General features: G+C 71.7%; 16 protein-coding genes. 10 read left to right on the forward strand and 6 right to left on the reverse strand.

Annotated elements, in window-relative coordinates; all coding sequences use genetic code 11:
* Positions 1-108 precede the first annotated feature (108 nt).
* From AB0L00_RS21425 to AB0L00_RS21440, 4 genes are all read right to left on the reverse strand, one after another.
* Positions 109-249 carry a hypothetical protein gene (locus tag AB0L00_RS21425; RefSeq protein ID WP_364436744.1) on the reverse strand — a complete coding sequence of 47 codons (141 nt, stop codon included), beginning with the start codon at positions 247-249 and terminating at the stop codon, positions 109-111.
* A 198-nt stretch (positions 250-447) separates the two neighbouring features.
* Positions 448-918, reverse strand: coding sequence for a S26 family signal peptidase (locus tag AB0L00_RS21430; protein ID WP_364436747.1), 471 nt, complete (start codon positions 916-918; stop codon positions 448-450).
* 51 nt (positions 919-969) lie between these two features.
* Positions 970-1,614: a response regulator transcription factor gene (locus tag AB0L00_RS21435; RefSeq protein ID WP_364436749.1), complete on the reverse strand. Its 645-nt coding sequence runs from the start codon at positions 1,612-1,614 to the stop codon at positions 970-972.
* On the reverse strand, positions 1,602-2,756 hold the full coding sequence (locus AB0L00_RS21440; RefSeq protein ID WP_364436752.1) for a histidine kinase: 1,155 nt from the start codon (positions 2,754-2,756) through the stop codon (positions 1,602-1,604). Before AB0L00_RS21440 ends, AB0L00_RS21435 begins: the two co-directional genes overlap by 13 nt.
* Before the next feature lie 113 nt (positions 2,757-2,869).
* On the opposite strand from AB0L00_RS21440, the gene AB0L00_RS21445 reads away from it, so the two are divergent.
* The gene (locus AB0L00_RS21445; RefSeq protein ID WP_364436755.1) at positions 2,870-4,099 is read left to right on the forward strand and encodes a serine hydrolase domain-containing protein; all 1,230 of its coding nucleotides are present in this window, start codon (positions 2,870-2,872) and stop codon (positions 4,097-4,099) included.
* 72 nt (positions 4,100-4,171) lie between these two features.
* Here the strand turns inward: AB0L00_RS21445 and AB0L00_RS21450 are convergent, their stop codons facing one another.
* Entirely contained in the window at positions 4,172-5,083 is a 912-nt protein-coding gene (locus AB0L00_RS21450; RefSeq protein ID WP_364436757.1) for an SDR family oxidoreductase, read from the reverse strand.
* A 122-nt stretch (positions 5,084-5,205) separates the two neighbouring features.
* Between AB0L00_RS21450 and AB0L00_RS21455 the strand changes: the two genes are divergently transcribed.
* The 9 genes from AB0L00_RS21455 (at position 5,206) to AB0L00_RS21495 (ending at position 16,705) form a co-directional block, all read left to right on the forward strand.
* Complete coding sequence (locus AB0L00_RS21455; RefSeq protein ID WP_364436760.1) at positions 5,206-5,796, forward strand: TetR family transcriptional regulator; 591 nt, start codon at positions 5,206-5,208, stop codon at positions 5,794-5,796.
* Between the two features lie 81 nt (positions 5,797-5,877).
* A complete protein-coding gene (locus AB0L00_RS21460) occupies positions 5,878-6,081 on the forward strand; it encodes a hypothetical protein (protein WP_364436763.1) in 204 nt (67 codons plus the stop codon).
* 715 nt (positions 6,082-6,796) lie between these two features.
* Positions 6,797-7,858 carry a pyruvate dehydrogenase (acetyl-transferring) E1 component subunit alpha gene (pdhA, locus tag AB0L00_RS21465; RefSeq protein ID WP_364436766.1) on the forward strand — a complete coding sequence of 354 codons (1,062 nt, stop codon included), beginning with the start codon at positions 6,797-6,799 and terminating at the stop codon, positions 7,856-7,858.
* Positions 7,859-7,973: 115 nt separating this feature from the next.
* On the forward strand, positions 7,974-9,542 hold the full coding sequence (locus AB0L00_RS21470; RefSeq protein WP_364436769.1) for an amidohydrolase: 1,569 nt from the start codon (positions 7,974-7,976) through the stop codon (positions 9,540-9,542).
* 175 nt (positions 9,543-9,717) lie between these two features.
* Positions 9,718-10,605, forward strand: coding sequence for an alkaline phosphatase family protein (locus tag AB0L00_RS21475; RefSeq protein ID WP_364436772.1), 888 nt, complete (start codon positions 9,718-9,720; stop codon positions 10,603-10,605).
* Positions 10,606-10,609: 4 nt separating this feature from the next.
* Entirely contained in the window at positions 10,610-11,863 is a 1,254-nt protein-coding gene (locus AB0L00_RS21480) for an MFS transporter (RefSeq protein ID WP_364436776.1), read from the forward strand.
* 31 nt (positions 11,864-11,894) lie between these two features.
* Entirely contained in the window at positions 11,895-12,917 is a 1,023-nt protein-coding gene (locus AB0L00_RS21485; protein WP_364436778.1) for a hypothetical protein, read from the forward strand.
* A gap of 113 nt (positions 12,918-13,030) precedes the next feature.
* Positions 13,031-13,735: an alpha/beta hydrolase gene (locus AB0L00_RS21490; RefSeq protein WP_364436781.1), complete on the forward strand. Its 705-nt coding sequence runs from the start codon at positions 13,031-13,033 to the stop codon at positions 13,733-13,735.
* A gap of 177 nt (positions 13,736-13,912) precedes the next feature.
* Positions 13,913-16,705 (forward strand): AAA family ATPase, encoded by a 2,793-nt coding sequence (locus AB0L00_RS21495; RefSeq protein WP_364436785.1) that lies wholly within the window; start codon positions 13,913-13,915, stop codon positions 16,703-16,705.
* 40 nt (positions 16,706-16,745) lie between these two features.
* On the opposite strand, the gene AB0L00_RS21500 is transcribed toward AB0L00_RS21495, so the two are convergent.
* A complete protein-coding gene (locus tag AB0L00_RS21500) occupies positions 16,746-20,057 on the reverse strand; it encodes a right-handed parallel beta-helix repeat-containing protein (protein WP_364436788.1) in 3,312 nt (1,103 codons plus the stop codon).
* Positions 20,058-20,224 lie beyond the last annotated feature (167 nt).

The following is a 20,224-nucleotide window of genomic DNA, read 5'->3' on the forward strand; positions in this document are numbered from 1 at the left end:
GGTTATTTGGGGTGTTTGCCGCGGGGGGGGTGTTTTTGTGGGGGGGGGGGGTGCGGGGGCGCTGCCGGGCCCCGCCCGCCCGGGGGCGGGCCGCCCCCGTCCGTCGCGTCAGCTGCAGTAGGTCTTACCGGCGTAGATGCAGCAGCGGGAGCCCCACTGGTCCCACCAGCAGGCCTCGGCACGGGCGGTCGTGTTCGGCAGGACCTTGCCGAGCATCCGGTCGCCCAGACGGTTGAGTGCACGGATCATGAGGATCTCCTCACAGGTCGAGCCGGAACGTTCCAGCCTCGGACGAGGATGGCGCCTTTCAAAATGATCGGCGCGGCTGGTCCAGAAGCTAGATGTTGTTGATCATCTTCGGCAAGGGGCGATGTCCCCGGCGGCGCGCTGTTGTGGACTGTGCGATCAACCGCGTCGTGATCTTGGCGGTTCTTGCCATCGGGACGGCTATTGACTCTGGGGATACGTGACGTTCAGTCGGCGCACCACCACACCCAGTAGCCGGTCGCCGGGGAACAGGCCGCGCTGGCGGGAGTCGACGCTGTCCGGATTGTCGCCGAAGACCGCAAGGGTTCCGGGCGGCACCGTGTCGCCGTCCCCGGGGACGCCGGGCGGCAGCCGGTCCCCGGGGAGCGCGGCGGCGCGCTTGACGTTCCAGATCCGGCCGTCGGGACCTGCGGGGCCCGGCAGGTAGGGGCCGTCCAGCGGCGGTTCCAGGACGACGACGTCCCCGCGGCGCACCCGGGGGAGGGACCGGCGCCGCACCAGGACCCGGTCGCCATCGCGCAACGTGGGTTCCATGCTCGTCCCGCTGACGGCGACGACCACCAGGTTCTCGCGCGCCCATGCGAGCGCCACCAGCGCACCCACCGCCGCCAGGCACGTCCCGCCCAGCGGCCATCCTCGTGAAATCGACATCTGGCCCATGGCCGACCGATGGTAGTCCCGTTGATCAGCTCAGGGCCGGGCTCATTGGCGGCTGAGGTAGGTGAGGACCGCCAGGACGCGGCGGTGGCCGCTGTCGGCCGGCGAGAGACCGAGCTTGGCGAAGATGTTGCCGATGTGCTTGTGGACGGCGTTCTCGGTGATGACGAGCCGGGCCGCGATGGTGGCGTTGTCCTTTCCCTCGGCCATCAGGCCGAGCACTTGGCGTTCGCGCGGCGTGAGGTCGGCGATCGGGTCGTGGGCGTGACGGGTGAGAAGCTGCGCGATCACTTCGGGGTCCATGACGGTGCCGCCGGCGGCGACCCGCCGCAGGGCGTCGATGAACTCGCTCACCCGGCTCACCCGGTCCTTGAGGAGGTAGCCGACGCCCCCGCGTTCATCGGAGATCAGCTCGCCCGCGTACTGCTGCTCGACGTACTGGGAGAGGACGAGGACCGGCAGGCCGGGGTGCCGGCGGCGGGCGTGGAGCGCGGCGTGGATGCCCTCATCGCGGAAGGTCGGCGGCAGCCGTACGTCGACGATGGTGACGTCCGGCCGGTGTTCGGTGACGGCGGCGAGGAAGCCTGGGGCGTCCTGGGTGATCGCGGCGACGTCGAAGCCCTTGGCGGTCAGCAGGAGCTCCAGCCCGCTGGACAGCAGGACGTTGTCCTCGGCGATCACGACCCGCACGGCAGGCTCACAGCGATCGTGGTCGGGCCGCCGGCGGGGCTGTGAAGGTGCACGGTGCCGTCGAGCGCGAGGACGCGGTGGCGGATTCCGGCGATGCCGGTGCCCAGGGTCTCGTCGACGCCGCCGATCCCGTCGTCGGTGACCTCGAGCGACAGCCGGTCACCGGCGCGTACGACCCGGACCGTGGTTCGTGCGGCCCGGCTGTGCTTGGCGGCGTTGGTGAGCGCCTCGGCGATCGTGAAGTAGGCCACGGCCTCGACCGCGGCGGGGATCGCGCCCAGGTCGCCGATGTCGAGGGTGGTGTCGATCGCCGATCGGCTCCCCAGGGCGGTCAGCGCCCCGGCGAGTCCACGATCGGCGAGGATCGGCGGGTAGATCGTCCGGATCACCTCGCGAAGCTCCACCATGGCCTCCTCGGTATTCTCATGCGCTTCCCGCAGGAGCCTGCCCACCATCTCGGGGTCCTCGCCCAGCGACTCACGGGCCACGCCCAGCCGCATCGCGATGGCCACCAGCCGAGCCTGGGTGCCGTCGTGCAGGTCACGTTCGATCCGGCGGAGTTCCGCGCCGTGCGCGTTCATGGCGCCGGCCCGCGTCTCGGTCAGCGTCTCCACCCGCTGCGCCAACCGCTCCGCGGCCGAGGGGCACAGCAACGCCCCACAGATCCGGGCGTGCAGGCGCGCCAGCAGCGGGACCAGCCCGAAGGTCAGGGCCGCGAAGATGACGAACTGCACGGTCCCCAGGGTCAACGCCGTGCCCCACCCGGACAGGGGAACACCGGCGCCGAAGCCGCCCGCGCGGGTGCCGGCGGGCAACGCCCACCACAAGGGCACCGTGACGGCCGTCGCCACCGCGTTGCCCGCGCACATCACCGCGACGAGCCCGAACGCCAGGCTGGTCACGACGTAGGTGCCCAGCCACCCGAGAACCCGCCACGCCCCGACACGGACCGGGCCGGAAGGCGGACGGCCCAGCAGCCGGTCGGCGCGGCGACGATGCCAGGACGCCCAGGCGCGGGTCATCATCGGGACGATGAGTACGGGCAGCGCGAACAGGGCGACCGCAGCGGTGAGCAGGCTTCCCAGCAGATAAGCCAGACCGCGCCACATCGCCGAAAGCCGACCGGCCTCATGGTGGTTCACCCGCATGAGTCTGGGCCATGGCGACCGAGCCCGGCACTACAGCCCACTACCCCTTTTTCTCACTGGTGCGCTGTATCGTCCGGTTCCCCCGGCCAGACCTAGCGTCAACGCCCATGACGAGTTCACCGATGCGTTCACCGCGGCGGCGCGGCCGGTCCATCCGCCGGAACCTGGCCCTGGCCGCCATCGTGGCCGGAACCCTTTCCACCGGTTGTACGTCCGGCGCGAGCGCCGCCCCACACCACGACGACCGAAGCCGGCTCCGGCGCGACGCCGACGCGATCACCGCACTCGGCGTGACGGGAGTGCAGGCCCGCCTGGTCACCCCGGACGGCCGGAACCTGACCGCCACCAGCGGCGTCGCCGACCTGACGACCCGGCGGCCGGTCTCCCCGGACGGCTACTTCCGGATCGCCAGCGTCACCAAGACGTTCGTGGCCACCGTGATCCTGCAACTGGCCGGCGACGGCAGGCTCTCCCTGGACGACACGGTCGAGCGATGGCTGCCCGGCGTGGTGCACGGAAACGGCAACGACGGTCGCGCGATCACCATCCGCCACCTGCTCCAGCACACCAGCGGCATCCACGACGACTACCCCGACTACACCTCGGCGAAGGACTTCTACCAGCACCGTTACGACACCTACACCCCCGAGCAGATCGTCGCTCGGGCGATGCGCCACCGGCCGGACTTCCAGCCTGGGAAGAAGTGGAGTTACTCCAACACCGGCTACGCCCTGCTCGGCATGATCATCCAGCGGGTCACCGGGCACCCCTGGCATGAGGAGGTACGGGACCGGATCGCCCGGCCGCTCGGCCTCCGTCACACCTTCTCGCCGGGCGCTTCCCCCAAGCTGCCCCAGCCACACGCCGAGACCTACCAGCGGTTCAAGCCCGGCGAACCACTCGTGGACGTCACCGAGCAGGTCAGCCTGGTCAACAATGGGGAGGCCGGCCTCGTCTCCACCACCGCCGATCTCAACCGATTCTTCCGCGCCCTGCTCGGCGGCCGGCTCCTGCCCCCGGCGCAGCTGACGCAGATGAAACAGACCGCTCCAGTCGGCAAGGAGTTCGAACCGCTCATGCCGGGCGCCCGTGACGGGCTGGGGGTCTTCTCGCGCCCACTGTCGTGCGGCGGCACGTACTGGGGCCACGAGGGCGGCGATTCCGGCTGGATCACGGCCACCGGCGTCACCGCCGACGGCCGGCGCAGCGTCACGGTCTCCCTGTCGGGCGCGAACGCCGATACGGCGGACCACGTCCTGCGCATAGAACAGGCCGAGAGCAAGCTGGTCGACGACGCCCTGTGCGCCACCCCGAACCCCGGCCGTACCAAGGACTGAGGTCCGTCGTACGGCCGGGCCGCCCGACCCTGTCGCTCGAGGCCGAGCGTCCCGACGAGACCTACGACTCGGTCAGGAGGCCGGGGCGGTGAGGTAGTCGCCGTGTTCCAGGTCGCCGAGCAGCGTCGGGTGGGTGGGTGACCAGCCGAGCAGTTCCTGAGTGCGGGTGCTGGAGACGGGGGCGTCGAAGCCGTAGACGGTGGCCATGAACGGGCTGGGGAAGTGCGCGGCGGCCTCGTCCGGGGTCAGCGAGACCACGGGCAGATCAAGGCCCCGGGCGATCGTCTCGGCGATGCTCTTGAAGGTCACGCCGGTTTCGGCGACTCCGTGCAGCACGCTGCCCGCGGGCGCCTTCTCCAGCGCGAGGCGGAACAGGACCGCCGCGTCCTGCCGGTGTACGGCGGGCCACCGGTTGGCGCCGTCGCCGATGTAGGCCGACGTGCCGGTCTTTCGTGCGGTGGCGACGAGCATGCCGATGAAGCCGTAGTCCCCGGGGCCGTGGACGGTGGGAGCGAGCCGGACCACGCTCGCGCGTACGCCCCGGGCGGCGAAGTCCAGGCAGGCTCGCTCGCCCGGGATCCGGAAGCCGGCGATCCCGGCCGCGTCGGGCTCGTCCTTCTCGGTGGTCTCCCGGCCGGCGGGCATGACCAACGTGCCCGAGGTGCTGACGAACGGCTTGCCCGAGTGCTCCATTGCTCGGCCGAGCGTCTCGATCGCGGTCCGGTCGCGCCGCATCATGCCGTCGGGGTCGGCGAAGTCGCCGCCGAAGGCCATGTGCAGGACGCCGTCGGCGGCTTCGGCGCCGTTGCGCAGGCTGTCGAGGTCGTCCAGGGAGCCGCGGTGGGGTGTGGCGCCCAGTGACTCCAGCCGGGCGGCGGCGGCATCCGAGCGTGCCAGACCGGTGACGGTGTGGCCGGCCGCGACGAGCTCGGCGACGACGGTGGGGCCGGTCAGGCCGGAACCCCCGGTGACGAATACATGCATGGAGCTCTCCCACTTAACGTCAGTGACTGGCGCTGCTTAGCGCCAGTCGCTGACCCTACACGTAATGTCAGTCGCTGGCGCAACGTAGCGTCGGTCACTGACATCTCCGGTAGCATCAGGGCGTGCCACGGAGCGGAGTAGAAGCGCGCCGCCGCCTGCAGCAGGCGGCCCTGGAGTTGTTCCGGGAGCGCGGGTTCGACCAGACCACCGCGGCGGAGATCGCCGCCCGGGCCGGCGTCAACGAGCGCACGTTCTTCCGGCACTTCCCGGACAAGCGCGAGGTGCTCTTCGACGGCGAAGCCGACCTGCGCGCCGCGCTGACGCGGGAGGTGGCCGAAGCGCCCGGCGGTCTGCAGCCGCTCGAGATACTGCTCTGTGCCTTCCGGAAAGCCGGGCGGATCCTTGAGGACAACCGCCCGTTCTCCGAACCACGCCTGGAACTCATCGCCGCGACGCCCGCGCTCCGCGAGCGCGACCTGGCCAAGGCCGCGTCGCTCACCGACGCCCTGGCGGAGGCGCTGCGGCAGCGCGGTGTCACCGACCGGCTGGCCGCCCTGGCCGCTCATACCGGCTGGGCCACCTTCCACCAAGCGGCCCAAGCCTGGATCGACGACCCCTCGCAGAGCCTGGACGCGCATCTCCTCCAAGCCTTCGACGACCTCCGCGCCCTCTCCGCGACCGTCCCACCGGCAGAGGCGCGGCCGGAAAGCTGACACCGCCCCCGGTATAAGTCGGCGCTTTATGAGGCCGAAGCGGGGATGACGCGGCGAGGGGTCGCGTGTGAGGATTCAGCCGTGACCGACCGGTGGCCTGAGATCGACGAACTGATCGTGCATAGACGGATCGTCCCGGCGATAGTGATTCTCCGCGAGGAGTTCGGATACGGCATCCGTGAAGCCATCGATGCCTTCGGTGATCGCTACGAACAGCTTCGGGATTTGCGGCCTGAGGACTTCACGCTCTCGCCGGAGGAGTACTTCAAGGGCTTCTACTCCTGACGGCAACAGCGGCAGAGCGTCGCCGGGCGAACATGGATTCGCAAGCCCACATGGGACCTGTCCGGTGGATCTCATGGTGCCCTATGACGGTACGGGGACCAGGCTGATCCCTGTCCGATAGCAGCGGATTCGTCACCCCGGTCGACCGAACCGGCGGCCGGGATGGCTTCGGGTCCGCTGCCCGGGGCGTACCAAATGCTCGGCGACCACAGTCCAGGAAGGGATCAATTCGGGCGTTTCGGTACCCTGGGCGGGGCCTTTCCCGAGTATCCGGCACGACCCCGCACGACCATCCCAAAGAAATGCCCGAAACGAGAGGTCGTAGCGCGCCGAAGCGGACACTTGGTGACGGAACAGGGCATCGTACATCGCAATCCGAATGACGCAGCGTGACCGGGCAGTCATGCCATTTCGACTGGCGCCGGTCAGCGCACTCGGTGCGGTTTTACGGCTCTGCGCTGGTCATCGGGCATGTGTCCGGCATGGCGATAGGGGCTCTGGCGGGATTTCGTCCGCTCAGGCAATATCAGGGCACGGAGTCGCACATCGTCCAGCGGTGTCCGCCCCACAGTGCGGCACACCACGACCCAGGCCATGACCGGGCCGGGCGCCCGCGCCCGGCGGCGCCCGCGCCGCCTCCCGGTCGTGGCCGGCGACGGGCGGCCCGGCGCGGCGAGACCCGTGAGCGCGCCGGACGCCCGGAGAAGGAGGAGACTTGGAAACGGCCGGATTCGTCCAGCTGCTGACCCCGTCGGGGGAGCGCGTCGAGCACGACGAGTACGCCATCGACCCGTCGCCCGAAGAGCTGCGCGGGCTGTATCAGGACATGCTGCTCACCCGCAGCTTCGACGCGGAGGCGATCAAACTGCAGCGCCAGGGCGAGCTGGCGCTGTGGCCCTCGCTCGAGGGGCAGGAGGCCGCGCAGATCGGCTCGGGCCGCGCCCTGCGCGACGACGACTATGTCTTCCCCTGCTACCGCGAGCACGGCGTCGCCTGGTGCCGGGGCATGGACCCCCTCGACATGATGGGCCTGTGGCGCGGGGTCAACGGCGGCTGGGACGGCCGTACGCACAACTTCCACCCGTACACGATCGTCATCGGCCCCTCGGTGCTGCACGCGGTCGGGTACGCCGTCGGCGCCACGATGGACGCCGCCGACTCCGCCGTGATGACCTACTTCGGCGACGGCGGGACCAGCCAGGGCGACGTATCGGAGGCATTCGTCTTCGCCGCGGTGAACCAGGCCCCGGTGGTCTTCTTCTGCCAGAACAACCAGCTCGCCATCTCCACGCCGGTGAACAACCAGGCCCGTACGCCGATCTTCCGCCGGGCCGAGGGCTTCGGCTTCCCCGGCGTGCGCGTCGACGGCAACGACGTGCTGGCCGTCCTCGCCGTCACACGCGCCGCGCTGGACCGCGCGCGCACCGGCCAGGGGCCGACGCTGATCGAGGCGTTCACCTACCGGATGGGCAGCCACACCACGTCCGACGACGCCGCCCGCTACCGCCTCGACAGCGAGCTGGAGGAATGGCGGCGCAAAGACCCGATCACCCGGCTGCGCAAGCTCCTCGTCGCCGAGGGCCACGCCGACGACGCGTTCTTCGCCGAGGCGGACGCGGAGGCACAACGGCTGCTCAAGCGCCTGCGCGACGGCGTACGGAACATGCCGGACCCCGCGCCCGGCGAGATCTTCGAGTACGTCTACGGCGATCCGCACTCGCTGCTCGACGGCGAGCGGGACGAGTACGCGCGGTACCTCGCGTCGTTCGAGACGTGAGATGACCGGCGCTCCGGCGGCCGGGCCCGGCCGCCGGAGCATGGTCCCCTCACTCGTCAGGCCGGGAGACTCCTACAGTGATGGCCACCGTCGCTCGAGTCCGTGAGGGTCGTGCATGAGCATTCGCGTGTACCGCAACGCCGCCATCCATACCGGAGACAGCGGAAAGCCGCCGGCCCGGGCCATGGCCGTGGACGGCGAGCGCCTGCTGGCCGTGGGCGCGGAGGCGGAGGTGCGCGCGGTCGCCGGTCCTAAGGCGGAGCTGATCGACCTGGAGGGCGCCGCGGTGCTCCCCGGCCTGTACGACGCCCACGTCCACACCGCGCAGTACGCCCAGAGCCTGGGCGCGGTCGACCTGCGCGACGTGCGCTCTCTCGAGGAGGCGCTGGCGAGGGTGGCCGCGCACGCGGCGCGGCTGCGACCGGGCGCCTGGCTGTTCGGCGGCCGGTGGAACAGCAACACCTGGGACCCGCCGGCGCAGCCGGACCGGTACGCGCTCGACTCGGTCTGCCCCGAGCTGCCGGTCGCGCTGCCCAGCGTGGACGGCCACACCGTGTGGGCCAACTCCGCGGCCCTGCGGCTGGTCGGCATCGACGCCGACACCCCCGACCCGGTCGGCGGCGAGATCGTCCGGGACGCGAACGGGGAGCCGACCGGCATCCTGCGCGAGGCGGCGTCCTACCCGCTGCGCGACCGCATGGTCTCCGCCGACCTGCGCGACCAGCTCCGCGTCGCGCAGGAGGAGCTGCTCGCGCTCGGCCTGACCAGCGTGCACGACATCGACGGCGAGGACTGCCGGGCCGCCTACCTGGACCTGCACGCGGCCGGCGAGCTGAAGCTGCGCGTGCACAAGGCGATCCCGATGGACCACCTGGAGGCGGCCATCGCCGAGGGCCGCCGTACCGGGCAGGGCGACGACTGGTTCCGCACCGGACCCGTGAAGATCTTCAGCGACGGGGCGCTGGGTTCGCACACCTGCCACATGAGCGAGTCCTTCGCCGGCGAGCAGGGCAACGTCGGCATCGCCGTCACGCCGTACGACGATCTGGTCAGGCTGTTCGCCAGGGCCGCGGGCGCCGGCATCGCGGTGGCCACGCACGCGATCGGCGACCAGGCCAACCACCTGGTCATCGACGCGTACGAGGCGGTCGGCCGCACGGCGGGGCTGCGGCACCGCATCGAGCACGCGCAGCACCTGCGGCCCGGCGACCTGCCCAGGATGGCCGGGCTCGGCATCGTCGCCTCGATGCAGCCCGTGCACTGCACGAGCGACATCGACCTGGTCGACTCGCTGCTGGCCGGCCGCGAGCTGGCCTCGTACGCCTGGCGCGGGATGCTGAACGCCGGCGTGGCGCTGGCCTTCGGCTCCGACGCTCCCGTCGAGCACCCGAACCCGTTCGCCGCGCTGTACGCCGCGGTGACCCGTACCCGCCCCGATGGCGACCCCGCCGGTGGCTGGCAGCCCGAGCAACGGCTGAGCATGGCCGAGGCCATCGCCGCCCACACCCTGGGCGCGGCCCACGCCGCGGGCGAGGAGGACCGCAAGGGCGTCCTCGCGCCGGGCAGGCTCGCCGACTTCATCGCGGTGGACACCGACCCCTACCGGGAGCCGGCGGACGCGGTGCTGCGCACCAAGGTCCTGACCACCGTCGTCGGCGGCGACGTCCGCTGGCGGCGAATCTGAGGGTGCGCCCCGTCGAACCCCCGAATCCCGGTGCTTCGCCGTTCTGACCACGGCCTTAACGCAGGGTTCGGACATACTTCACCAGACGCCACTATTCAGCCACGTCTCCTGCATTCACACTCTGGCGGGGCACCGCCCCAGGGCCCCACACCCGACCCCTCCGGAGGTCCCAGTGATGCCACGCGCCGGAAGAAGACCGGCCCGCCGTACCCTCGCCGCCCTCGCGTCCGCGCTCGGCCTCGCGGCCGCCGCGGCCGGGGTGTGGGCCGGGACCAGCGGCACCGCGAACGCCGCGGGCAGTGTCCCGACTCCCGACCACACCGTGATCGTGATGCTGGAGAACCACGCCTACAGCCAGATCATCGGCAGTTCCAGCGCGCCGTACATCAACTCCCTCAAGAGCGGGGGCGCCGTCCTCACCGCCTCCTACGCCCTCACCCACCCCAGCCAGCCCAACTACTTCGCCATCTTCTCCGGCTCGACGCAGGGCATCACGGACGACAGCTGCTACACCCCCGGGTTCAGCTCCGCCCCGAACCTCGCGTCCGAGCTGGCGGCCGCGGGCAAGTCCTGGGCCAGCTACAACGAGTCGCTGCCGAGCCAGGGCTCGACCACGTGCAGCAGCGGCAACTACGCCCGCAAGCACAACCCGTGGTTCGGGTTCGGCAACGTGCCGACCTCGACCGCCCTGACGTTCGGCCAGTTCCCGACCGACTTCACGACCCTGCCCAAGGTCTCCTTCGTCATCCCGAACCTGTGCAGCGACATGCACGACTGCTCGGTCTCGACCGGTGACACGTGGCTGAAGACCAACCTCGGCGCGTACGCGACCTGGGCCAAGACGCACAACAGCGTCCTCATCGTGACCTTCGACGAGGACAACAGCCTCAGCGGCAACCGCATCGCCACCGTCCTGTACGGGCAGCCGGTGAGCGCGGGCAGCAGCTCCGGCACCCGGTACAACCACTACAACGTCCTGCGCACGATCGAGGACATGTACGGCACCTCGCACGCCGGGAACGCGGCCTCCGCGACCGACATCACCGGCATCTGGGCGAGCTGACCGGATGTACGTCGCCGACAGCGGCGGCGTGGCCGAGGCCCGGGGCGCGCTGCGTCCCGGGCCCCGGGCCGCCGCCATCGCGCCCACCGTCTTCGCGCTCGGCGCCGTCAGCCTGATCACCGACGTCTCGTCGGAGATGGTGACGGCGGTGCTGCCGCTCTACCTCGTCGCCGGGCTCGGGCTCTCACCGCTCGGCTTCGGCCTCCTCGACGGCGTCTACAACGGATTCAGCGCCGTCGTACGGCTCGCCGGGGGACACCTCGCCGACCGCCGCGCCGGCCACAAGGCGGTCGCCGTCGCCGGGTACGGCCTCTCGGCCGTGTGCAAGCCCCTCCTCCTGCTCGCGCACTCCCTGCCGCTCATCGGCGCCGTGCTGGCCGCCGACCGTACGGGCAAGGGCCTGCGCACCGCTCCGCGCGACGCCATGATCTCCCTCGCGTCCGCGCCCGAGACGCACGGCCGCGCGTTCGGCGTCCACCGCGCGATGGACACCGCGGGCGCGCTGCTCGGCCCGCTGGTGGCCTTCGTGATCCTCCGGCAGGCCGCCGAGGGGTACGACGCGGTGTTCACCGTGAGCACCTGCGTGGCCGTCACGGGCGTGCTGGTCCTGCTGCTGTTCGTGCCCGGACGGTCCGGACGGAACGCGGAGACGGCGGAGGCGCCGAAGGTCTCGCTGCGCGCGGCGCTCGCGCTGCTCCGCGGCCGTGACCTGCGGCGCCTGTCGATCTGCGCGCTGCTGCTCGGGCTCGCCACGGTCAGCGACTCGTTCGTGTACCTGGTGCTGCAGCACCGGTTCGACGTGCCGGTGCAGTGGTTCGCCCTGCTGCCGCTGGGCACGGCCGCGGCGTTCCTCACGCTCACCGTGCCGCTCGGCCGGCTCGCGGACCGGCTCGGCCGCTGGCGGGTGTTCCTCGGCGGGCACGTCCTCCTCCTGGCCGCCTATGGGCTGCTGCTCACGTCGTGGCACTTCGCCGCGATGCCGTACGTCGTCCTGGCCCTGCACGGCACGTTCTACGCGGCCACCGACGGCGTGCTGATGGCCGCCGCGGCCGCGACCGTACCGTCCGGGCTGCGCTCCAGCGGCCTCGCGCTCGTCCAGACGGGCCAGGCCACGGCGCGGTTCGTCTGCTCGCTGGCGTTCGGCGCCGCCTGGACGGCGTGGGGCGACCGCACCGCCCTGACCGCCACCACGCTCGCCCTGGCCCTGTGCGTCGCGGTCACCGCGTGGCTGCGTCCCGCCGAGGCCGTACGCGTATGACCACCCCCGCCCCCGCGTCGGAAGGGCCGGTATGACCTACCGCAACCGCCTGCTCGTCCTGGCCGCCGCCGTCGTGGTGCTGGCCGCCGTCGCCACCGCCTCCGTCCTGCACGCCGCGAACCGGGCCGGCCGCAGGGACCGGGAGCAGGCGGGCGGGCCGCCGGTCTCGGCCGGTCGCGTCTCCCTTGCCGCGAGCTCCCGGCGCCTGATGGTGTTCCGGAACATGGCCTGGGGGCCGCACCGCGACGAGCTCGCCACCGTACCCGCCGTCGCGCCGGACGGCCCGCGGACCGCGTCAGGGGTCAGATGCCTGCGCTTCTCCACCGCCGCCGGCACCGGGATCTGCCTGCAGGCGGTGCACGGCGCCGTCCAGGACACCTACCGGGCCGTCGTCCTGGACTCGCGGCTGCGCGAGCTGCGGCACTTCCCGCTCGGCGGCATCCCGACGCGGGCGCGGGTGTCGCCGAGCGGCCGCATGGTCGCCTGGACGGTGTTCGTCAGCGGTGACTCCTACGCCGGCACGGCCTTCTCCACCCGCACCTCGATCCTGGACACGCGCACCTGGCGGTTGCAGAGCAGCCTGGAGCCGTACGCCATCACCAGGGACGGCCGCCCCTACCGGGCCGCCGACGTCAACTTCTGGGGCGTCACCTTCGCCGACGACACCCACTTCTACGCGACGCTGGCGACGGGCGGGCGCACGTACCTCGTTCGGGGCGACGACGCCGCCCACACCGTGCGCACCCTGCGGGAGAACGTCGAATGCCCGTCCCTGTCACCCGACGGCACCCGCCTGGTGTTCAAGGAACGGGTGAGGGGCGCGTCGCCGGACGCGCCGTGGCGGCTGTACGCGCTGGACCTCGCGACGATGCGCGAGACGCCGCTCGCCGAGCACCGCAGCGTCGACGACCAGGTCGTCTGGTCCGGCCCCGACACCGTCGTGTACGCCATGGCGGGCGACTACGGCAGTGACCTGTGGACGGTGCCGGCCGACGGCACGGGGTCACCGCGCCGCGTCATGACCGCCGCCCTCGCCCCGGCGTACGTCGGCTAGCCGTTCGCGAACTACGTCATCTGACGCAATCGATGCGCCTTGCCGCCGTTCTAGCGTCCGTGGCATCTCCCCATCGAGTCCGGGGGCGAAGCTCGGGCGAAGGAGGCAACGGCGTGAACGCAGGTCCGGAAGTGAAGAACATCGTGCTGGTGCACGGCGGGTTCGTCGACGGCTCCGGCTGGCAGGGGGTCTACGACCACCTGACCGCCGACGGCTACCGGGTGGCCGTCGTGCAGAATCCGACCCTGTCGCTGGCCGGCGACGTCGCCGCGACCCACCAGGTGCTGGACGGCCTGGACGGTCCCGCCGTCCTGGTCGGGCACTCCTACGGCGGCGTCGTCATCACCGAGGCCGGCAACCACCCCAACGTCGCCGCGCTGGCCTACATCGCCGCGTTCGCGCCCGACAAAGGCGAATCGGTCAACACGCTGATCGTCGACCCGCCGCCCGGCGCGCCCGTCCCGCCGATCCTGCCACCCAAGGACGGGTTCCTGTTCCTGGATCGCGACAAGTTCGCGGCCTCGTTCGCCGGCGATCTGCCTGCGGCACAGGCGGCGTTCATGGCGGACTCACAGGTGCCGTGGGGCGTGGACGCGCTCGGCGGCGCGATCTCCGAACCGGCCTGGCGGACCAAGCCGTCCTGGTACCTGGTCGCCACCGACGACCACATGATCCCGCCGCCCGCCCAGCGCGCCATGTCCGAGCGCGCCGGATCGACCGTCACGGAGACTCCGGGAAGCCACGCGGTCTACGTGTCCAACCCCGCCGCCGTGGCCGCCGTCATCGCCGAGGCCGCCGCGGCCCTCACCGACCAGTAGCGGCCGCGGCGCTCCCGCGCCGCGGCCGAACCGTCCCGCCCGGCCGCTCCGGCCGGGCGGGACGCCCACGCTGCGGCCCGACCCGGTACACGACAGCCTGAACAACATCATCCTTCCCAGGCCCGGTGACCGATCCGCGGACTGGACATGGTCCGGAAGGCAGAGCAAGGTCGGGAGATGGACGGGCACAGTGCACCCCACGGCCGGGCGGCCACCGGACCGGTCGAACTGATCGGCCGCGAGATGGAGATTCAGCGGCTACGCCTGTTCGTCGGCCGGGTCACTGAGGGAGCGGGGGAGACGCTCCTGCTGTCGGGCGATGCGGGGGTCGGAAAGACCTCCCTGCTGGACCACGCCACCGCCATCGCCGCCGACTGCGGGATCAGGCTGCTGCGGGCGACCGGCTCGCAGTTCGAGGCCGACATCTCCTTCGCCGCCCTTCACCAGCTCCTCCAGCCGTGCTCGGCGGAGCTGTCCCACCTGAGCCCCCTGCACGCCCGGGCTCTGAACGTGGCCCTGTACTTGGGCGAAGGGCCGCCGCCCCCACCACTTCTGGTCGCCGGCGCGGTGCTGGCACTGTTGCGACAGCAGGCCGCACAGGAGCGGCCACTGCTGCTCATCGTCGACGACCTGCCGTGGCTGGACCACGCCAGCGCGCTCGTGCTCGGGATGGTGGCGCGCCGCCTCACCGGCCTTCCGGCGGGCCTCCTGGCGGCGTGCCGGACAGGCCAGGCCGGCTTCTTCGACCAGGGAGACCTGACCGTCATGCACGTCGAGCCGCTCTCGGAAGAGGCGGCGGCGGAGTTGCTGACCACCCGCTACCCCGTGATGACACCACGCGTGCGGCGGCGGCTGCTGGAGACCGCCCTGGGAAACCCGCTCGCCCTGCTCGAACTCCCCGTCTCCCTCGGCGACCTCACCCACACCGCCGCCGGAACCATTCCCGCGGCCTTACCTCTGAGCCGCCGACTGCAGACGGTCTTCGCCTCCCGTATCCAGGCGCTGCCCACCTCGACCTACGAACTGCTCCTGCCGGCGGTCCTGGACGGCACAGGCGATCTGCGCCTGATCCGAGCCCTCGCCGCCGACCGCGAGGGACCGGGCCTGGAACCCGCCGAACGCGCCGGTCTCGTACACGCCGATGAGTCCGCCGAACGCCTGACGTTCCGTCATCCGCTCATCCGGTCGACGGTCGTGGAACTGTCGACCAGCCGACAGCGCCGCCGCGCCCACGCCGAACTCGCCGCCCGCCTCGCCGACCGGCCCGAACGGCACGCCTGGCACCTGGCCGAGGCCACCGAGGAACCGGACGAACGGGTCGCCGCGCTCCTCCAGGAGGTCGCCCACACCAACCTGAGGCGCGGCGACTCCGTCGGCGCCGTCACCGAGTTGCTGCGCGCCGCCGAGCTCAGCCCATCCGGGAAGGGGCGGAGCGGACGGCTGGCCGAAGCCGCCTACCTGGGATCCATCGTCACCGGCGATCTACGCGACGCCCCCCGCCTCCTGGAGCAGGCCCGCCGCGCCGACCCCGGCCCCCGCGGCCCGCTCTCGACCGCCGTCGCCGGCGCTTATCAGCTGCTCCACGCCGATGGCGACGTCGACACCGCGCACCGGCTGCTGACCACCGCCATCCACCACCTGGACGACCCCCGCGACGCCCACGACAAGGTCCTCATCGAGGCGCTCTACACCCTGCTCATGATCTGCTTCTTCGGCGGCCGCGCCGACCTGTGGCCATCTCTGCGGACCACCGTCGACCGCCTCACGCCGCGCCCACCCGAACTCCTGGCGATCTTGTCGGCGACCTTCAGCGACCCGGCCCGCCTCACCCCGGCCATGCTGGCCCGCGCCGACGCCTCCGTCGCCGACCTCGGCCGACAGGTCAGCCCCGCCCGCATCATCCGCACCGGAATCGCCGTCTCCTACCTCGACCGGCTCTCCGACTGCCGCGAGCCCCTCCAGCGCGCCATCCAGCACGGCCGGGAAGGGGGCGCGGTCACCTCCGCAATCGAAGCGCTGTTCCTCCTCGCCCAGGATGCCTTCCACACCGGCAGATGGGACGAGGCCCGGCAGCTGACCGACGAAGGGCTCCAGCTCTGCGACACCCACGGCTACCACCTGCTGGCCTGGCCCGGCAGACTCACCGCCGCCCTGCTGGCGGCAGCCTGCGGTGACTCCCGGACGACCACACGCATCGCCCGCCACATGGACGCCTGGGCCGCGCCCCGGCGCGCCGGGATCGTCGCGGCCTACGCCGCCCACATCCGCAGCCTCACCGCCCTCGGCCGAGCGGACTTCGAGACCGCCTTCCACAACGCCGCCGCCATCAGCCCACCGGGGACCCTCGCCCCCTACGCTCCGCAGGCACTGTGGGTGTTCCTGGACCTCGTCGAAGCGGCCATCCACACCAACCGCCGTACCGAGGCCGCGGCCCACGTCGCCGCCGCCCGCGACTGCCGCCTCGACCGGCTCTCCCCACGGCTACGCCTGGTCGTCCTCGCCTGCACGGCCATCACCGAACCCCGCCCCGACATCGCCGCCCTCGAACAGGCGATCACCGAACCGGGGAGCGAACGCTGGCCCTTCGACCTGGCACGCATCCGACTCACCTACGGCTCCCACCTGCGCCGTACCAAGCGCACTACCGACGCCCGCCGTCAACTGGCAGCCGCCGCGGAGACCTTCCACCGGCTCGGAGCGACCCCCTGGGCGGCCCGCGCGGACGGCGAACTGCGAGCCACCGGCATCACCGTCTCCACGCCCAGCACCGGCCTGGCGTCCCTCACTCCGCAACAACGCCAGATCGCCCTGCTCGCCGCGGCAGGCCACACCAACAAAGAGATCGCCGCCCGCCTCTTCCTCTCCCCGCGAACGGTCTCCACGCACCTCTACCAGGTATTTCCCAAGCTCGGCATCACCTCCCGCGCCGCCCTCCGCGACGCCCTGGCCGATCCGCCGGACTCCGAGTGACCCGGAATTCCCATCACCTGTCACATGGAGCCGGTCCGGCTCAGGGGAGGTCGTCGGTGAGGAGCAGGCCGAGGTCGTGGGCCGGCACGGGGTCTCCGGCACGTTCGCGGGCGGCGATCCGGCGGGCCTGGGCGGTGCGCATCGCCTCCAGCAGCTTGCGGACCTCACGGGCGTTGCCCCGCGCGAAGGTCTCGGCGTCGGCGTCCAGGTGGGAACGGACGGCGTCGCGGACCTCGGGGGTCACCGTGAACCCGGCGTCGGCGGCCTGCCGGGTCAGGATGGCCACCAGTTCGTCGGTGCCGTAGGGCGGGAACTCGACCGTGCCGGAGAACCGGGAGGCCAGTCCCGGGTTGGACGCCAGGAAGTCGGCCATCTCGGTGGTGTAGCCGGCGGCGATCACCACGACCTCGTCGCGGTGGTCCTCCATCAGTTTGACCAGCGTGTCGATCGCCTCGCGGCCGAAGTCCCGCTCGTGGTCGGTGCGGGTCAGAGCGTACGCCTCGTCGATGAAGAGCACCCCGCCGCGGGCGCGTTCGAACGCCCCGGTGGTCTGTGCCGCGGTGTGGCCGATCCACTGTCCCACCAGGTCCGCCCGCGACACCTCCACCAGTTGGCCGCGTGCCAGCAGGCCGGTCGCGGCGAGCAGTTCCCCGTACAGGCGGGCGACGGTGGTCTTGCCGGTGCCGGGCGGACCGGAGAACACCAGGTGCCCGGCGAACGGCTCGCTGGACAGACCCTCCTGCCGGCGCCGCCGCTCGGTGGCCAGCAGGTCGAACATGTCGCGAATGCGCTGCTTCACCTGGGTGAGGCCGACCATGCCGTCCATGCGTTCCAGCAGCGCGGCCACCCGGGCGTCGTCCCGGCCGTCTCCGTGCCGCAGGCCGAGGCCCCGGTCCACGACGCCGTCGAGGTCCTCGGGCAGCAGCTCCACCAGCTCCTGCGCGGACGGAGCGTCGCGGTCGGCCAGCCGCAGCGCCTGCTGCTGCAACGCCGCCTCGAAGATCCGCCGGGCCTCGCGTCCGTTGCCGAACCGTTCGTCGCGGCGGACGTTCCCGAAGTGGGTCAGCAGCGCCTCATGGGCGGCGTCGGTGAGGCGGAACCCGTACTGGTCGGCCATCCGGCGGACGATCTCCACGAGTTCCCCCGGGCCGTAGTCGGCGAACTCGATCGTCCGCGAGATGCGGGACCGCAGGCCGGGGTTGGCCTCGAGGAACTCGCGCATCTCGGCCGGGTACCCGGCGAACACCACCACCACTTCGTCGCGGTGGTCCTCCATCAGCTTGACCAGCGTGTCGATGGCCTCCTGCCCGAAGTCGCCGCCGGTCCCGAACCGGCGCGCCAGGGAGTACGCCTCGTCGACGAACAGCACGCCGCCGCGCGCCTTGGTGAACACCGCGCGCGTCTTGGCGGACGTCTCGCCGAGACCCTTGCCGACCAACTCCGCCCGCGACACCTCCACGAGGTGGCCGGAGGACACCACGCCCAGCTCGGCCAGCAGCCTCCCGTAGAGCCGGGCCACGGTCGTCTTGCCGGTGCCGGGTGCGCCGGAGAACACCACGTGCCGTCCGATGGACGGTCCTTCGGGCAGTCCCGCCCGCCGCCGCTGCTCGGCGACCCGCAGGAACTTCACCAGTTTCTGGATCTCATCCTTGACCTCGTCCAGCCCCACCATCGCCGTCAGCTCGGCCAGCAGCCCGTCCTCGCCCGTCGGCCGCACGGCGGGCGCCGGACGCTCCGGGGGAGCGGGCGCCGACTCGGGCTCCGGCGCACGCGGAGCACGCGTCGGTTCGGCGGTCGCGGGCCGGGACTCCGGCTGCGCGGGGATCGAGACGTCGTTCGCCGGGGCGGTGGCCTCCGCCGGCGTCGACTCGTCCTCCGCGTCGTCCGGCATGACGACGTCCACCATGTCGTCCCGCTCGTTGTCGTGGGAGACGGTGCGTTCGGCGGTCACCGTCGACTCCACCGTGGCCAGGATCCCCGACCCCTTGTTGCCCATGATCACGCAGTCGCGCAGCACCAGTTCGCCACCCTCGACGGCCGCCACGCCGCAGACTCCGTTCCCGGTGATGCGAGTGCCGCGCAGTGTCAGTGACGACTCCGCGCCGCTCACGGTCGCGCCGCCGCCGTTGACGTCGGCGATGGACCCGCCGGAGTACGAGCAGGTGCCGGCCTCGGTCACCGCCAGCCCGTCGCCTTCCGTCTCGTTCCTGGCGATCGCGCAGTCCTCCAGACGCGCGACCGCCGTTCCCCGGACGAGGACGCCATTCTGCGTCGCGTCCTCGACGGTGACCCGGCGCGCCGTGAGGCGACCGGCCTCGAACGCCACCAGCCCGGCATGCCCGGCCTCCTGGATCAGGGTGTCCTCCACCGTCGCGTTCGCGGTGCCCACCACGATTCCGCTCATGCCGGCTCGACGGATCAGGGTACCGCCGACGGTGATCGCGGATTCGCCCTCCACCACGATTCCGCTCGCCTTCGGTTCCTCGACATGGCACTGCGCCAGCGTGGCCGTCCCGTTCTCGGACAGGTAGACCGCGCTGACGCCGGCGGCCTCGACCGACATCCGCTGTGCCGTCAGGTTCCCTCCGTCGGTGACCCAGACGCCGACGTCGCCGGTGCCGGAGACACCGCTGTCGCTTACGGTCGCCGTCGCGTTCGCGCGCACGATGAGCCCGGCCTCGCCGGCGCCGTCGACGCGTGTGCCGATGACGGCGGCGACGGCCTTGCCCTCGATGACGATGCCCGCCGAGGCCGGCTGCTCGATTCGGCATCCCTCGATACGCGGAGCCGATCCGGTGTCCGCCCAGATCCCGAACTTTCCCGCCTTGCGCACGGCGACGTCCAGCAACGTGAAGCGGCTGCCCCGATGGAGCACCACGCCGTTGCCCGAGGCCTCGGCCACCGCGCTCGCCTCGATGACGCCCTCGCTGTCGGTGCACACGATCCCGCCGCCGTGCACGACGCTGCGGCGCAGGAAGAGCTGCGCGCGGTCCCACGCCTGGACGGCGGTGCCGGCGATACCGGAGAAGGTGCAGTCCTCGGCGCTCAGATGACCGCCCACGACGTTCACGGCGGAGCCGTCCTCGTGGTAGTTGCGCAGCGTCAGCCCGCGCAGGACGACCCGTCCTTGGCCTTCCACCTGCAGGTTGTATTCTCCGCCGCAGTCGATCACGACGGTGCCCGGCCCACCGCCGGCCTCGATGTCGGCCACACCCCAGAATCGGCAGCTCGTCATCCGATAGTGCCCGGGCTCCACCACGATCCGCAGCGGCCCGCCGCGCGGGTCGGTGAGCGCGTCGGTCAGGTCGACGAAGCCGCGACGGGGGTTCTGCGACACGACCAGCCTACGCACGGGCCCTCCGGAAGATAACGCTGTCGGGTTCAGCAGCCGATAGTGGTCGCCGCGCCGGAGATCGGCAAGCTGGGCGGTCCCGTCGCCGATCCCGTGACGCGTCTTGCACTTGGCATAAAGCGGCCGTGTATTCCGCGCGATGACCGTGATACCGGAGATTACGGTGG

Source organism: Actinoallomurus sp. NPDC052308, assembly GCF_040679195.1.
Lineage (GTDB): Bacteria > Actinomycetota > Actinomycetes > Streptosporangiales > Streptosporangiaceae > Actinoallomurus > Actinoallomurus liliacearum.